The 15,041-nt window shown below is 71.9% G+C and carries 17 protein-coding genes and 1 riboswitch; of the genes, 9 read left to right on the plus strand and 8 right to left on the minus strand.

The window, feature by feature from the left end; translation table 11 throughout:
• The first annotated feature begins 18 nt into the window (after positions 1–18).
• Positions 19–627, plus strand: coding sequence for a TetR/AcrR family transcriptional regulator (locus ABZ893_RS28540; RefSeq protein WP_361409051.1), 609 nt, complete (start codon positions 19–21; stop codon positions 625–627).
• 403 nt (positions 628–1,030) lie between these two features.
• Positions 1,031–2,530: an NAD(P)/FAD-dependent oxidoreductase gene (locus ABZ893_RS28545; RefSeq protein ID WP_361409054.1), complete on the plus strand. Its 1,500-nt coding sequence runs from the start codon at positions 1,031–1,033 to the stop codon at positions 2,528–2,530.
• A gap of 38 nt (positions 2,531–2,568) precedes the next feature.
• Here ABZ893_RS28545 and ABZ893_RS28550 read toward each other — a convergent pair whose 3' ends face one another.
• The 6 genes from ABZ893_RS28550 to ABZ893_RS28575 all read right to left on the minus strand — a co-directional run bounded on the left by ABZ893_RS28550 (position 2,569) and on the right by ABZ893_RS28575 (position 7,330).
• Entirely contained in the window at positions 2,569–3,387 is an 819-nt protein-coding gene (locus tag ABZ893_RS28550; protein WP_361409057.1) for a hypothetical protein, read from the minus strand.
• 47 nt (positions 3,388–3,434) lie between these two features.
• Positions 3,435–4,355, minus strand: a complete 921-nt coding sequence (metF, locus tag ABZ893_RS28555) for a methylenetetrahydrofolate reductase [NAD(P)H] (RefSeq protein ID WP_361409060.1) — start codon at positions 4,353–4,355, stop codon at positions 3,435–3,437.
• A 139-nt stretch (positions 4,356–4,494) separates the two neighbouring features.
• Positions 4,495–5,142: a thiamine phosphate synthase gene (thiE, locus tag ABZ893_RS28560; protein WP_361409123.1), complete on the minus strand. Its 648-nt coding sequence runs from the start codon at positions 5,140–5,142 to the stop codon at positions 4,495–4,497.
• A 77-nt stretch (positions 5,143–5,219) separates the two neighbouring features.
• Positions 5,220–5,585, minus strand: a complete 366-nt coding sequence (locus ABZ893_RS28565; RefSeq protein WP_361409064.1) for an Rv2175c family DNA-binding protein — start codon at positions 5,583–5,585, stop codon at positions 5,220–5,222.
• Positions 5,586–5,639: 54 nt separating this feature from the next.
• Positions 5,640–6,866, minus strand: a complete 1,227-nt coding sequence (locus ABZ893_RS28570; protein WP_361409067.1) for an FAD-dependent oxidoreductase — start codon at positions 6,864–6,866, stop codon at positions 5,640–5,642.
• Positions 6,867–6,985: 119 nt separating this feature from the next.
• Positions 6,986–7,330 (minus strand): hypothetical protein, encoded by a 345-nt coding sequence (locus tag ABZ893_RS28575; protein WP_361409070.1) that lies wholly within the window; start codon positions 7,328–7,330, stop codon positions 6,986–6,988.
• 51 nt (positions 7,331–7,381) lie between these two features.
• A riboswitch (TPP riboswitch) is annotated at positions 7,382–7,494 on the plus strand.
• Here ABZ893_RS28575 and thiO point away from each other — a divergent pair.
• From thiO to ABZ893_RS28605, 6 genes are all read left to right on the plus strand, one after another.
• Positions 7,492–8,670, plus strand: a complete 1,179-nt coding sequence (thiO, locus tag ABZ893_RS28580; RefSeq protein WP_361409073.1) for a glycine oxidase ThiO — start codon at positions 7,492–7,494, stop codon at positions 8,668–8,670. (Overlaps the previous riboswitch by 3 nt.)
• The gene (gene thiS / locus ABZ893_RS28585; protein WP_361409076.1) at positions 8,667–8,882 is read left to right on the plus strand and encodes a sulfur carrier protein ThiS; all 216 of its coding nucleotides are present in this window, start codon (positions 8,667–8,669) and stop codon (positions 8,880–8,882) included. The genes thiO and thiS overlap by 4 nt, the downstream gene beginning before the upstream one ends.
• 3 nt (positions 8,883–8,885) lie before the next feature.
• The gene (locus ABZ893_RS28590; RefSeq protein ID WP_361409079.1) at positions 8,886–9,680 is read left to right on the plus strand and encodes a thiazole synthase; all 795 of its coding nucleotides are present in this window, start codon (positions 8,886–8,888) and stop codon (positions 9,678–9,680) included.
• Between the two features lie 93 nt (positions 9,681–9,773).
• A complete protein-coding gene (gene pknB / locus ABZ893_RS28595; RefSeq protein WP_361409082.1) occupies positions 9,774–11,720 on the plus strand; it encodes a Stk1 family PASTA domain-containing Ser/Thr kinase in 1,947 nt (648 codons plus the stop codon).
• Between the two features lie 34 nt (positions 11,721–11,754).
• Complete coding sequence (locus tag ABZ893_RS28600; protein WP_361409084.1) at positions 11,755–12,630, plus strand: deoxyribonuclease IV; 876 nt, start codon at positions 11,755–11,757, stop codon at positions 12,628–12,630.
• 90 nt (positions 12,631–12,720) lie between these two features.
• Positions 12,721–13,239, plus strand: a complete 519-nt coding sequence (locus ABZ893_RS28605; protein WP_361409087.1) for a DUF4396 domain-containing protein — start codon at positions 12,721–12,723, stop codon at positions 13,237–13,239.
• A 27-nt stretch (positions 13,240–13,266) separates the two neighbouring features.
• On the opposite strand, the gene ABZ893_RS28610 is transcribed toward ABZ893_RS28605, so the two are convergent.
• Positions 13,267–13,899 (minus strand): sulfite oxidase-like oxidoreductase, encoded by a 633-nt coding sequence (locus ABZ893_RS28610; protein ID WP_361409090.1) that lies wholly within the window; start codon positions 13,897–13,899, stop codon positions 13,267–13,269.
• A 165-nt stretch (positions 13,900–14,064) separates the two neighbouring features.
• Between ABZ893_RS28610 and bfr the strand changes: the two genes are divergently transcribed.
• Positions 14,065–14,544, plus strand: a complete 480-nt coding sequence (gene bfr, locus ABZ893_RS28615) for a bacterioferritin (RefSeq protein ID WP_361409093.1) — start codon at positions 14,065–14,067, stop codon at positions 14,542–14,544.
• A gap of 30 nt (positions 14,545–14,574) precedes the next feature.
• Here the strand turns inward: bfr and ABZ893_RS28620 are convergent, their stop codons facing one another.
• Positions 14,575–14,829, minus strand: a complete 255-nt coding sequence (locus tag ABZ893_RS28620) for a (2Fe-2S)-binding protein (protein ID WP_361409096.1) — start codon at positions 14,827–14,829, stop codon at positions 14,575–14,577.
• Between the last annotated feature and the right edge of the window lie 212 nt (positions 14,830–15,041).

Raw genomic sequence — 15,041 nt, forward strand, 5'->3', positions numbered from 1 at the left:
CCTGTGAGAATCAGGGGCATGGAAAGCAGCACACGCCGCCAGGCCACCCGGCAGAAGCTGTACGAGGCCGCGGTCACGCTCATCGCGGAGCAGGGGTTCTCCGCCACGACGGTCGACGAGATCGCCGAGCGCGCCGGGGTCGCGAAAGGCACGGTCTACTACAACTTCGCCAGCAAATCGGTCCTCTTCGAAGAGCTGCTCCGGCACGGCGTCGGCCTGCTCACCGCGTCGCTGCGGGAGGCGTCGGAGAAGACGGCCGCGAGCGGCGGCAGCAAGGTCGACGCGCTCGACGCGATGATCCGGGCCGGTCTCGTCTTCATCGACCGGTACCCGGCCTTCACCCAGCTCTACGTGGCCGAGCTGTGGCGCACGAACCGCGCCTGGCAGTCCACTCTCGCGGTGGTCCGGCAGGAGGCCGTCGCCGTCGTGGAGGACGTACTGCGCGGCGCGGTCGAGAGCGGTGAGCTGAGCGAGGAGATCGACATCCCGCTGACGGCGGCCGCGCTGGTCGGCATGGTCCTGGTGGCCGCGCTCGACTGGCAGGCCTTCCAGCCGGAGCGCTCGCTGGACGACGTCCACGCGGCGCTGTCGCGACTGCTCCAGGGGCGTGTGAGCGGCAGCCGCTGACGCGTCCCGCACACAACGAAGCGCCGGTCGGGTGGACCTGATCTCTCAGGCCCACCCGACCGGCGCGTCCCCCGTTGTTCCCCCGTACCCCGTCGTTCCCCCGTTTCCCCCGTGGGCCCGTCGGTCGTACAGACCCCCGTCCCTCGCCCCCGCCGGGACGAGGAGAGCGGCCAAGGGGGCGCCACGCTGTTCCGCCGCCCCGTGTCGGCGGTGCCGGCGCCGCGCCCCCTTCCGTGCCTCCACTCTCTCTTCCACGCAGGTCAGGACCCATCCGCGCTTCTACTCATCTCGCGCACTAGGTACGGATACTCAGGCGTGGGTGCGCGGGCCCACGACGGGGAGTCATGCTCTGGCTACGCCCGCCCCCGCCGACCCGTCCGACCCGGCCGATAAAGTCACCGGCATGGCACGGATTGCGGTGATCGGCGCTGGGATGGGCGCCATGGCGACGGCTGCCCGGCTGGCCGTGGCGGGCCACCGGGTGGCGGTGTACGAGCGGGCGTCGACGTACGGCGGTGCGGTCGGCGGCTTCGCCCGGGACGGGTTCTCCTTCGACACGGGCCCGGGGCTGCTCCAACTGCCCGCGGTCTACCGGGACTTGTTCGTCAAGACGGGCAAGGAGCCGCTGGAGGACGCGATCGGCCTGACCCAGGTGGAGCCCGCTGTGCGGCACGTCTTCGCCGACGGGCAGCAGGTGGACCTGCCGAACGCCCGGCGCGGCGGCACCGCCGAGGCCCTGGACGCGGCGCTCGGCAAGGGCTCGGGCGCGCTCTGGTCGGCGTTCATGAACCGCGCGCGTGAGGCGTGGGACCGCTCCCGCCGCCCCCTCCTCGAAGAGCCCCTGTGGCCGAACTGGCAGATCCTCGCGGACCGCGAGCCCTACCCCGCACCGGTCCGCCGCCGGATGCTGCGCAAGGACCTGACGGCGACGACACTCACCGGGATCGCCGAACTCGAACTGGGCGGGGACCCACGGCTCGTGGCGCTCCTGGAGCAGTTCGCGCTGGCGTCCGGCCTCGATCCGCGGACGGCGCCCGCGAGCGCGGCCGTGCTGCCTTACATGGACGACGCCTTCGGCACATGGGCGGTGCGCGGCGGGATGCGGGAGCTGGCGCGCGCGGTGTACGAGCGGTGTCTGGCGCGGAAGGTCGAGTTCACCTTCGACGCGCCGGTCACGCGGATCGTGGAGAAGGACGGCCGGGCGGCGGGCCTGGAGCTGGCCGACGGCAGCGTCGTCGAGGCCGATTTCGTGATCGCCGGAGTGGCGCCCGCCGTCCTGGAAGAGCTGCTGCCGGAGCGCCCGCTGAGAGGCAAGGACGAGGTGCCGCCGCAGTCAGGACTGCCGAGCCGCCTCACGGTGTTCCTCGCGCTGAGCGGGGCCCGCCCTGAGGGCACCCCGCACCGCACGGTGGTCCACGCAGCCGACCGGGACGCCGAGTTGACCGCACTGTTCGGCGGCGGCACGGCGGTGGCGGAGCGCCCGACGGTGACGGTGCTGCGTCCCGACGACGCGTCCGTGGTGCCCGACGCGGAGCACGAGGCGGTCACCCTGACGGTGACGGTGCCACGGGGCGCGCGCGTGACGGACGCGGACGTGGACCGGGTGATCGAGGTGGCTGCCCGCGCGGTGCCTGGGCTGCGCGAGCGCCTGCTGTGGCACGAGGTCCGTACGCCGTCCGATGTCGCGGAGGCGACGGGGGCGGAGGGCGGTTCGGTGCCGGCGCCCGCGCTGGCCGCCGCGTCCGGCGCTTTCCTGCACCCGTCGAACAGCACGCTCGTGCCGGGCCTGTTCGCCGTCGGCGGCTGGGCGCACCCGGGCGGCGGGCTTCCGCACGCGGGGATGTCGGGCGCGCTGGTGGCCGGCCTGATCGTGGAGGGCCCGGACTTCCGCGGCTCGCAGTGACGACCCGCGCCCACCGGGCTCAGTACCACTAGCCAGGCTCAGTAGCGGTACTGCTGCTCGCTGTGCCCGGCCCCGCCGTCGTACCCGTGGTGGCCGCTCTGGTCGTACGGGTACGGCTGCTCGGCGGGCAGTTCGCCGCCGTAACTGTCGTGCTGGGCCTCGCCGTTGCGCTGCTGGGGCACCCAGACGCCGCCGGGCGGCGTCTCCATGTAGCCCTGGGCCGCGTACGGGTCGCCGTACTGCTGGCCCGTGCCGTACGCGTCGTCGTAACTCGGCTGGGCCGGGTACGTCTGCGTGCCGATGTACGGGTCGGAGTAGGCGGCGTACTGCTGCTGCCCGCCGTCGTAGCCGCCGTAACCGTGCTGGTCGTAGCCGGCGGCGTACGTGTCGTAGCCGTAGTTCGGCTCGGGGTCGGGCTGGGGCGCGGACGGGGTGTAGACGCCGTACTGGCCGGTGTCGTCGGGCATCGGCTCGGTGGCGTACACCGAGGGCGCCTCATGCTCCGGGGCGGCGGGCGCCGGCTCCTCGTACTCCAGGTCGGAGACTTCGAGGGTCGGGTCCTGGCGGACCCGCTCCTTCCTGCGGCGCTTGCTCGCGCCGGACTGCCCCTTGAGCGCCCAGCCCGTGGAGAAGCCCCGGCGGAACGAGAGCGTCACATAGGTCTGGCCGACGGCGAACATGATCGCGCCGACCCCGATGACGATCACCGACGGGATCAGCACCCCGAGGACGACGCCCAGGAAGCCGGCGAAGGCCAGCAGCCGGTGCCGCAGCCGTGCCTTGTTCTGGAGCAGCACCTCACCGAGCAGCCACAACGCGACGATTCCGAACGCGATGTAGAGGACCGTCCAGCCCATGTACGCCCCTCTCGTACGGCCGGAACTCTCGTGGAGTACGGCCGGGATCAGGCCCGCTGGTCGTGCAGGCCCAGATTCTCGTAGATCTCCAGTGTCGCCGTGGAGTTGTTGAGCGTGATGAAGTGCAGACCCGGAACACCTTCGTCCAACAGCTTCGCGCAGAACTCCGTCGCGAACTCGATGCCAATGGAGCGTACAGCCGCCGGATCGTCTTTGGCTGTGAGGATCCGCTCTTTCAGGGCGGGCGGGAACGAGGCGTTGCTCAGCTTGGGCAGCCGTTCGAGCATCCGCACGCTGGTGACCGGCATGATCTCCGGGATCACGGGGGTGTCGCAGCCGGCCGCCTCCACCTTGTCACGCAGCCGAAGATATTCCTCCGGGTAGAAGAACATCTGGGTGATCGCGTAGTCCGCGCCCGCGCGGCACTTGTCCACGAAGTGGCGTACGTCCGAGTCCCAGTCCGCGGAGCGCGGGTGCATCGCGGGGAAGGCCGCGACGCCCACGCAGAAGTCGCCCGACTCCTTGATCAGCTGGACCAGTTCGGCCGCGTACGTGAGGCCCTCGGGGTGCGCGATCCAGTCGGCCATCGGGTCGCCGGGCGGGTCGCCGCGCACGGCGAGCATGTTCCGGATCCCGGCGTCCGCGTACTGGCCGATGATGTTGCGCAGCTCGGCGACCGAGTGGTCGACGGCGGTGAGGTGGGCGACCGGGGTCAGGGTGGTGTCGGAGACGATCTGCTCCGTCTCACGCACCGTGCCGGCCCGGGTGGAGCCGCCCGCGCCGTAGGTCACGGAGACGAAGTCGGGCGCGACGGCCTCGACCCGGCGCAGCGCGTTCCAGAGGTTCCGCTCGCCCTTCGGGGTCTTCGGCGCCGAGAACTCGAAGGAGAACGTCGTCTTGCCGGTCGCGAGCATGTCGCGCACGGTGCGTGCGCGATCAGTCCTGGTGGAAGGGGTCCCTAGGGCCATACCGGCAGGTTAGCCACGGGAGGGCCGTCTCCCTAATCACCGTCCACCCAGCGGACAGTTCGCGGACACCCGACCGGACGAGGTCCGACCGGGTGAAGGCCCGGCCGGGCGGATCGCCCGTCAGGCCGCGCGTCGCCGGTCAGAGCGCGCGCAGCCGCTTGGCCAGGTCCGCCGCGGCGGCGCCGGGGTCGTCGGCCTCCGTGATGGCGCGGACGACGACGACACGCCGGGCGCCCGCTTCGAGGACCTCGTCGAGGTTCCCCGCGTCGATGCCGCCGATCGCGAACCAGGGGCGGTCGGTGCCGAGCGAGGCCGTGTACCGCACGAGGTCGAGGCCGGGGGCGTACCGGCCGGGCTTGGTGGGGGTGGGCCAGCAGGGGCCGGTGCAGAAGTAGTCCACGCCGTCCTGGACGGCAGCGGCCGCGGCCTCCGTGTCGGCGTGCGTGGAGCGGCCGATCAGGACGTCGTCGCCGAGGACGGCGCGGGCCGCGGGGACGGGCAGGTCGCCCTGGCCCAGGTGCAGGACCTGCGCGCCGGCCGCGTGGGCGACGTCCGCCCGGTCGTTCACCGAGAACAGCTTGCCGTGGCGGCGGGCGGCGTCGGCGAGGACGGCCAGGTGCTCCAGCTCCTCGCCGGCCTCCATGCCCTTGTCGCGCAGCTGCACGATGTCCACGCCGTTCGCCAGGACGGCGTCGAGGAACTCGGGGAGGTCGCCCTGGCGCTTGCGGGCGTCCGTGCACAGGTACAGCCGGGCGTCGGCGAGCCGGTCGCGGTACGTGGCGGCCATGGCCATGGGTGGATCCCCCCTGGTCGGTGGCGCGCGGGCCGCGAGGGACGCGGCCCGCACACCGGACGGTTGTCAGGTCAGACGGCGAGCGCCTGGGCGCGGCGCTTCACCTCCGTGCCGCGATTCTCGCTCAGCGCCTGCGCGGGGGTGCCCGGCAGGGTCGGGTCGGGGGTGAAGAGCCACTCCAGCATCTCTTCGTCGTTGAAGCCGTCGTCCCTCAGGAGGGTCAGGGTCCCGGTGAGGCCCTTGACGACCTTGTCGCCGTCGATGAAGGCGGCGGGCACGTGCAGCGCCCTGTTCTCACCGCGGCGTACGGCGATCACCTGGCCGTCCTTCACCAGCTGCCGCACCTTCGTCACCTCCACGCCGAACTGCTCGGCGATGTCGGGGAGGGTCAGCCACTCGGGGACGAGAGCATCGATCTTTGCGTCAATCTCGGTCACACGACAAGCCTGCCATCCCGGACTGACAGTGGGAAACGCGGCCGTACGAAAGGCTTACGCGACGGCCGCCTTCAGGGGGCGGGCCGCGTCGGCGATGACCTCCGGGTCGAGCACGGCGCCCGACTCGATGAGCTTGCGTCCCTGGGCCAGGTCACGCGGACGCCCCACGGCGAGGACGCCGACGAGCCGGTTCTCGCGCAGCCAGCACACCGACCAGGAGGCGCCCTCGGGGTCACCGCGCCACACGGTCGCGTCGGCGCCGGCGTGGTGCCCGGCGTACTGCACGAAGCGCCCGAACTGCTCCGACCAGAAGTACGGCACGGGGTCGTACGTCGCCGGGGTCTCGCCGATGATGTTGGCGGCGACGGTGCGGGGGCCCTGGAGCGCGTTGTCCCAGTGGTGGACCATCAGGCGCTCGCCGTACCTGCCGGAGGGGAAGGACGAGCAGTCGCCGACGGCGTACACGTCGGGTTCGGACGTGCGCAGGTGCTGGTCGGCGACGACCTCGCGGTGGACGCCGAGTTCGATGCCGGAGCCGGTGAGCCAGCCGGTGGCGGGGCGCGCGCCGATGCCGACGACGACGGCTCCGGCGGGCACGCGGGTGCCGTCGTCGAGGACCACGGCGCCGGGTTCGATGTGCTCCACGCGCGCGTTGGTGCGCAGTTCCGCGCCGGCGTCCGCGTACCAGGCGGCCATGGGGGCGGCGACCTCGGCGGGCAGCGCGCCGGCGAGCGGGCGCTCGGCGGCCTCGACGACGGTGACCGCGCACCCGGCCTCGCGGGCGGCCGTGGCGAACTCGGCGCCGATCCAGCCCGCACCCACGACGACGATGTCGTGCTGGGCGGCGAGGACCGGACGCAGCCGCTCCGCGTCGTCGAGCGTGCGCAGCAGATGGACGCCGGGGATGTCCTCGGTGCCGGGCAGCGTGACGGGTTCGGCGCCGGTGGCGAGGACGAGGACGTCGTAGAGGGCGGGGCCTGTCGCGGTGTCGAGCGCGTGCTCGGCGGGGCGTACGCCGGTGACCTCGCGGCCGAGTTCGAGCGTGATGTCGAGTGCTTCGAAGTCGACGTCGAACGCGGATCCCTCGGCCTTGCCGAGCAGCACCGCCTTGGACAGCGGGGGCCGGTCGTACGGCTGATGGGGTTCCGCGCCGATCAGGGTGACCGCGCCGGTGAAGCCCTGTTCGCGCAGGGCCACGGCGGTCTGGACCCCCGCCATCCCGGCGCCGACGATCACGACGCGGCGCCCCGCCGGGGCCTGGTTCTGGGTCTGCTCGCTCACCGGATCACCTTAAGCATCTGACGTTCAGTCAGTCAGCCGGGTGGATCACAACGGTCCGGTGACGTCTTCCACACGGAGCATCGGGTTTGACCGCGGGTCCGTCACGTCAGGGGCGAGGGTCAGCCCGCCGGGAGCTCCTCGACCACGCTCGTCCCGCTGCCGGGCTGCGACTCCCACTCCCACTTCTCGTCGAGCCGCACGCGCCCGTCGGGCAGCTCCACGACGTCCGAGACGCAGTGCCCGGAGGCGGTCGTCCCGTCCGTCTTGAGCTGGACGTACCGGAAGTCGATCCGGTCGCCCTCGCGCGTGCCGACGAGGTGTCCGCGTACGACGTCCCCGCCCGCGTACTCGGCCCAGATCCGGCCGTCCTCCTCGTGGTACGTGAAACGCGTCCGCGTACCGACCTGGCCGGGGGCCTGGTCGGCGACCGGGGAGAGGACGAGACCGTCGAGCGAGCGGGCCATGCGGGCGGGCTCCCTTACTGCGGATCGGGGCAACGGTTAGGGTGGCCACCGTAAAGCACTCGCGGGAGCCCGGACGGACCGGGCTGAGAGGGAGGCTGGGCGGCCTCCGACCGTACGAACCTGATCCGGGTCATGCCGGCGAAGGGAGGGGCTGGAAGCCCATGCCGCGTTCTTCAGAAGGCTCCGACGTCCTCATCGTGGGCGGCGGGATCATCGGTCTCGTCACCGCGTGGCGGGCCGCTCAGCGCGGTCTGCGTACCGCGGTCGTGGACCCCGCTCCGGGCGGCGGGGCCGCGCAGGTGGCGGCCGGGATGCTCGCCGCCGTAACCGAACTCCACTACGGCGAGGAGACGTTGCTCGGCCTGAACGTGGAGTCCGCGCGCCGCTATCCGGAGTTCGCGGCCGAGCTCTCCGAGTTCACCGGGCTCGACCTCGGCTACCGCGCGTGCGGCACGCTGGCCGTCGCGCTCGACGCAGACGACCGCGCGCACCTGCGCGAGCTGCACGACCTCCAGCTCCGGTCGGGCCTGGAGTCGGAGTGGCTGACCGGGCGCGAGTGTCGGCGTCTCGAACCGATGCTGGCCCCCTCCGTGCGGGGCGGCCTGCGCGTCGACGGTGACCACCAGATCGACCCGCGGCGTCTCGCGAAGGCCCTTGTCGCGGCCTGCGAACGCGCCGGGGTGACCTTCCACCGGCAGTGGGCCGAGCGGCTGACAGTCGTACGTGAGCGCGCCCGCGGTCTGGTCCTCGCCGAGGGCAGCGAACTCGAAGCGGACCAGGTCGTCCTCGCCGGCGGCAGCCTCAGCGGCCGCCTCGCCGGGGTCCCGGACGCCGTGCTGCCACCGGTGCGCCCGGTGAAGGGCCAGGTCCTGCGCCTGACCGTGCCGAAGGCGTACGCGCCGTTCCTGAGCCGCACCGTGCGCGCCATCGTGCGCGGCGGCCACCTCTACCTGGTGCCGCGGGTCGACGGCGAACTGGTCGTCGGCGCCACCAGCGAGGAGCTCGGCTGGGACACCACGGTGACCGCGGGCGGCGTCTACGAGCTGCTGCGCGACGCCCACGAACTCGTACCCGGCATCACGGAACTGCCGCTGACGGAGACCCGCGCGGGCCTGCGCCCCGGCTCTCCGGACAACGCCCCGATGCTCGGGCCGACCGCCCTGCCGGGCCTGCTGCTCGCCACCGGACACTTCCGCAACGGCGTCCTGCTCACCCCCGTCACCGGCGACTGCATGGCCCACCTCCTGACCACCGGCGAACTCCCCGAAGAGGCCCGCCCCTTCACCCCCCGGCGCTTCGACAGCGCCCCCGCAACCGTCTCCGTGGAGCAGCCCGTATGACCGTGTCCGTCACCCGTGTGTCCGTGAACGGGGAGGGCCGCGAGGTCGCCCCGGGCACCACGCTCGACGCCCTCGTCGCGGGGCTGACCACCGCGCATTCCGGGGTCGCCGCCGCCCTCAACGAAACCGTCGTCCCGCGCACGCAGTGGGCCGCGACCGCACTCACCGACGGGGACCGTGTCGAGGTCCTCACCGCTGTCCAGGGAGGCTGAACCATGGCTGACGACGCTTTGGTCATCGGCGGCACGTCCTTCTCGTCCCGCCTGATCATGGGCACGGGCGGCGCGCCCAGCCTCGACGTCCTGGAGCGCTCGCTCGTGGCGTCCGGCACGGAGCTGACGACCGTCGCGATGCGGCGGGTGGACGCGAGCGTGCAGGGCTCCGTGCTGTCGGTCCTGGAGAAGCTGGGCATCCAGGTGCTGCCGAACACGGCGGGCTGTTACACCGCCGGTGAGGCCGTCCTGACCGCCCGCCTCGCGCGCGAGGCGCTCGGCACGGACCTGGTGAAGCTGGAGGTCATCGCGGACGAGCGCACCCTGCTGCCCGACCCGATCGAGCTCCTGGACGCGGCGGAGACCCTGGTCGACGACGGCTTCACCGTGCTCCCGTACACGAACGACGACCCGGTGCTCGCGCGGAAGCTGGAGGACGTGGGCTGCGCGGCGGTCATGCCGCTCGGCTCCCCCATCGGCTCAGGGCTCGGCATCCGCAACCCGCACAACTTCCAGCTCATCACCGAGAACGCGCGCGTGCCGGTGATCCTGGACGCGGGCGCGGGCACGGCGTCCGACGCGGCGCTCGCGATGGAGCTGGGGTGCGCGGGTGTGATGCTCGCCTCGGCGGTGACGCGGGCGCAGGAGCCGGTCCTGATGGCGGAGGGGATGCGGCACGCGGTGGAGGCGGGGCGGCTCGCGTTCCGGGCGGGCCGGATTCCCCGCAGGCACTTCGCGGAGGCGTCGTCGCCGGTTTCCGGGATGGCCAGGCTCGACCCCGAGCGCCCTGCGTTCTGAGGTCCGTACCCACGGTCACAGCTCTGCTGCAGTGGGGCGGTGGGCGGCGGCTGGCGGGCCGGTGTGTCGGTCGCTCCTCGTACACTCACCTGCGTGGACACGACCCTTCAGGACCCTCTCGTCGGGCAGCTGCTCGACGGCCGGTACCGGATCGACGCACGTATCGCGGTCGGCGGGATGGCCACGGTCTACCGGGCCGTGGACACCCGCCTCGACCGCGTTCTCGCGCTCAAGGTGATGCATCCGGCGCTCGCCGCCGACGTCTCGTTCGTCGAGCGCTTCATCCGCGAGGCCAAGTCCGTCGCCCGCCTCTCCCATCCGAACGTGGTGGGGGTCTTCGACCAGGGCACCGACGGCCCGTACGTCTATCTGGCGATGGAGTACGTCGCGGGCTGCACCCTGCGGGACGTCCTGAGGGCCCGCGGGGCGCTGCGGCCGCGTGCCGCGCTCGACATACTGGAGCCGGTCCTCGCCGCGCTCGGCGCCGCGCACCGCGCCGGCTTCGTCCACCGCGACATGAAGCCGGAGAACGTCCTGATAGGGGACGACGGCCGCGTGAAGGTCGCCGACTTCGGTCTCGTACGGGCCGTGGACACGGTCACGAACACGACGGGCGCCGTCCTCGGCACCGTCTCCTACCTCGCCCCCGAGCAGATCGAGTCGGGCACCGCCGACCCGCGCGTCGACGTGTACGCGTGCGGGGTGGTGCTCTACGAGATGCTCACGGGCGCCAAGCCGCACGCGGGCGACTCCCCCGCGCAGGTCCTCTACCGGCATCTGAACGAGGACGTGCCGCCGCCGTCCGCGCTCGTGCCGGGGCTCCCGGTGGAGCTGGACGAGGTCGTCGCGTCGGCGACCGCCCGCAATCCCGAGGTCAGGCCGTACGACGCGGTCGCGCTGCTCGGCCAGGTCAGGGAGGCCAGGGCCGCCCTGAGCGACGGACAGCTCGACGCGGTGCCGCCGGCCGCGCGCCCGGACGACGCCGGCGACCGTGACATCTCCGACGACCGTACGAGCGTGATCCCGCGCGCGCTGCGGACCCGGGGCGTGCGGTCCCCGCTGCCGTCCGACGACCAGGACCCGCAGGCGGAGCTGCACCGCACCAGCCGCTTCGAGACGCCGCCGACGGCACCCTCCGCGCCCTCCCGGGGGCGTCGCCCGCGCCGGGGCGTGCTCGCGGCCGTCGTGGGCGTCCTGCTCGCCCTCGGCATCGGTACCGGCGTCTGGTACATCAACTCGGGCCAGTTCACGAAGGTCCCGCCGCTGCTCGCCAAGACGCAGGCGCAGGCCGAGGAACGCCTGGGCCAGGCCGGTCTCGGCGTCGGCCACGTCAAGCGCACGTACAGCGACACCGTGCAGCGCGGCACCGTCATCGACAGCGACCCCGGCGCGGGCACCCGCATCCGGGACAACGGCAGCGTGGACCTGACGGTGTCCCTCGGCCCGCAGAACGTGAAGGTCCCGGACGTGACGGGGATGCCGCGTGCCAAGGCCGAGCGGGCCCTGAAGGCCGCGGGCCTGGAGCCCGGCATGATCAGCCAGGACTTCAGCGACGAGGTCGCCAGGGGCTCGGTGATCAGCACGGACCCGGGGAACGGCACCACCCGCACGTCGGGCTCGGCGGTCGCGCTCACGGTCAGCAAGGGCAGCGCGGTCGACGTCCCGGACGTGACGGGCGAGACCGAGGAGGCGGCCATCGCCGACCTCCAGAGCGCGGGCCTGAAGCCCGAGATCGACACCCGGCAGGCGTACTCGGACGTGGACAAGGGCAGCGTCGCGCGGCAGACCCCCGCCGCGGGCAAGCTCGCCGAGGGCGACACGGTCACGCTGACGATCTCCAAGGGCCCGCCCATGCTGGAGGTCCCCGACGTCGTGGGCATGAGCGTCGCCGACGCCCACAAGAAGCTCGAGCGCGCCGGCTTCCAGGTCGAGGACGACCGGGGCATCCTCGGCCTCTTCGGGGACACCGTGAAGAAGCAGTCGGTCGCCGCCGGCGAGAAGGCCGCCAAGGGGTCGAAGATCACCATCACGATCCGCTGACAGGAGCCCTACGCGCGCGTGCCACCCTTGACGGGTGAGCACCCTCGACTTCTCCTCCCGCAATCCCGTCGGCAGCCACGTCCCGGTCGCCGGCGGCCTCGCCTCCGTAGGACTTCCGTACGCGCGTGAGATCGGCGCCGAGACCGTGCAGGTCTTCGTCGCCAATCCGCGCGGCTGGGCGACGCCGCCCGGCAACCCGAAGCAGGACGAGGCGTTCCGCGCGGCCTGCGCCGACGAGGGGATCCCGGCGTACGTCCACGCGCCGTATCTGATCAATTTCGGGTCGCACACCGAGGCGACCGTCGAGAAGTCCGTGGACTCGCTGCGGCACTCGCTGCGCCGGGCCCGGGAGATCGGCGCGCTCGGCGTCGTCGTGCACACGGGGTCGGCCACCGGCGGCCGGGAGCGGGCCGTGGCGCTCGCGCAGGTGCGGGAGCACATGCTGCCGCTGCTCGACGAGCTGACCCATGACGACGACCCGTACCTCCTCCTGGAGTCGACGGCCGGCCAAGGTTCCTCGCTGTGCTCGCGGACCTGGGACTTCGGGCCGTACTTCGAGGCGCTCGACGCGCATCCGATGCTGGGCGTCTGCCTGGACACCTGCCACATCTACGCGGCGGGGCACGACCTCGCGGGTCCGGCCGGGGTGGAGCAGACCCTGGACCTGCTCGTGGAGACCGTGGGCGAGGGCCGCCTCAAGCTGATTCACGCGAACGACTCCAAGGACGTCGTCGGGGCGCACAAGGACCGCCACGAGAACATCGGCTCCGGCCACATCGGGGCGGAGCCGTTCCGGGCGCTCATGGCCCACCCGGCGACCGCGGGCGTCCCGCTGGTCATCGAGACGCCCGGCGGCAAGGCGGGCGCCACGATGGACGTGGCCCGCCTGAAGGAGCTGCGCAAGGCGTAGGCGTCCCTCGCGAAGCCAGTTGAGGAATACCCCCAGGGGGTATACGGTTCTTGCCAGTGAGCAGGGACCGCTACTGACGTTGGGGGAGCCATGCAGCACGAGACGCACACAGCGCACGAGGGCCACACCGGGCACGAGGGCCACGAGGGTCACGCCCACGCCGGCCACGGCAAAGTCAGCTGGTCCATGGCCGCGCAGGCGACGCTCCACTGCCTCACCGGCTGCGCCATCGGCGAGATCCTCGGCATGGTGATCGGCACGGCGCTCGGCTGGGGCAACCTGCCGACGATGGTGCTTGCCATCGTGCTCGCGTTCTTCTTCGGCTACTCGCTCACGCTGCGCGGCGTCCTGAAGGCCGGCGTCGACTTCAGGACCGCGTTCCGCGTCGCGCTCGCCGCGGACACCCTGTCCATCGCCGTGATGGAGCTGATCGACAACGGCGTGATCGTGCTGTGGCCGGCCGCGATGGACGCCCAGCTCGCCGACGCGCTGTTCTGGATCGCGCTGGCCGTCTCGCTCGCGCTCGCCTTCGTGGTGACGACCCCGGTCAACAAGTGGATGATCGGCCGCGGCAAGGGCCACGCGGCGGTGCACCAGTACCACCACTGACACCCTGCGGGAGCAGGGCGCCAGGACTCAGAGCTCGGGGCCGTCCCCGGGCTCCTCCTGGTACGAGTAGCGCTGCTCCTGCCAGGGGTCGCCGACGTTGTGATAGCCGCGCTCCTCCCAGAAGCCGCGACGGTCGGCGGTCATGTACTCGACGCCACGGACCCACTTCGGGCCCTTCCACGCGTACAGGTGCGGCACGACGAGCCGCAGCGGGAACCCGTGTTCGGCGGTGAGGAGTTCACCGTCCTTGTGCGTGGCGAAGATCGTGCGCTCGGAGGCGAAGTCCTCAAGGCGCAGATTGGCGCTGAAGCCGTACTCGGCCCAGACCATCACATGCGTGACCGCGGGCGCGGGCGGCGCCAGTTCGAGCACCGTACGCGCGGTCACGCCGCCCCATTCCGCGCCCACCATGCTGAACTTCGTGACGCAGTGCAGGTCTCCCACGACCGTGCCGTACGGCAGCGCGGAGAACTCCTCGTGCGTCCAGCAGCGCTTCTCGCCGTCGACGGTGGCGCCGAAGACCCTGAACTCCCAGCGCTCCGGACGGAACTTGGGCACCGGCCCGTAATGCGTGACCGGCCAGCCGCGCTGCAGACGCTGGCCCGGTGGAAGCTCCGGCTGCACTGCTCCCCCAGACTCGCGACCCACCGGATGACCCATGCCTCCATCCTGACAGACCCCGGGCAGTGGACGTGACCAGCGGGACCCCGACCGTCGGCGAATCGGGCAACTCCTACTAAGCGTGCACTTACTGGACGGTTTTCGGCGCCGGTGCGAGGATGCGCGCACATCTGCCAGGTCCACCACGTGGAAGGAGCCTCTGCGATGCAGGGCGACCCCGAGGTCATCGAATTCCTCAACGAGCAGCTCACGGGCGAGTTGACGGCCATCAACCAGTACTGGCTCCACTACCGGATCCAGGACAACAACGGGTGGACCAAACTCGCCAAATACACCCGTGCCGAGTCCATCGACGAGATGAAGCACGCGGACCGGCTGACGGAACGGATTCTTTTCCTCGACGCCCTGCCGAACTACCAGCGGCTCTTCCACGTACGGGTCGGGCAGACCGTCACGGAGATGTTCGAGGCCGACCGGCAGGTCGAGGTCGAGGCGATCGACCGCCTCAAGCGCGGCATCGACGTCATGCGGGCCAAGGGCGATGTGACGTCGGCGCGGATCTTCGAGGACATCCTGGAGGACGAGGAGCACCACATCGACTACCTCGACACCCAGCTGGAGCTGATCGAGAGTCTCGGTGAGGCGCTGTACCTGGCGCAGCAGATCGAGCAGCCGGACAGCTAGCAGTCAGCTCGCGTCAGAAGCTGTGCGCGCTCAGGCCGCTTCCGGGAGCCTCACGAGGGCCTTCGCGTCGGCCGTGAGCGCCGCGCTGCCCTGCTCGACCAGCTCGCGGCGGGAGCAGGCCCCACGGCCCAGGAGCGCCTGGATGCGGCGCACGCAGGAACCGCAGTCCGTGCCCGCCTTGCAGGCCGACGCTATCTGGCGAGGGGTGCACGCACCGCCGTCCGCGTGCTTCTTGACCTGGTCCTCGGTCACACCGAAGCAGTTGCAGACGTACATGCGGTTCACCTCCCACTTTCGGGACCCGACAACAGCGAACGCCCGTCCCGACTTCTCGGTGAGGCTAACCTAACCTTACCCGGATGGCCGGTAGCACAAAAGAGCCGTGGGGGGGGGGGGGGGGGGTGTGGTGGCGCGCGCGCGCGGGGGGGTGGGGTTGAGAGGGATCTCCAACGTGAGGGGGGGGAGGGGGGGAGCGGTGGCGGGACGGGCGGGGGGAG

Origin of the sequence: Streptomyces sp. NPDC046821 (assembly GCF_040645335.1) — a bacterium.
Taxonomy (GTDB): domain Bacteria; phylum Actinomycetota; class Actinomycetes; order Streptomycetales; family Streptomycetaceae; genus Streptomyces.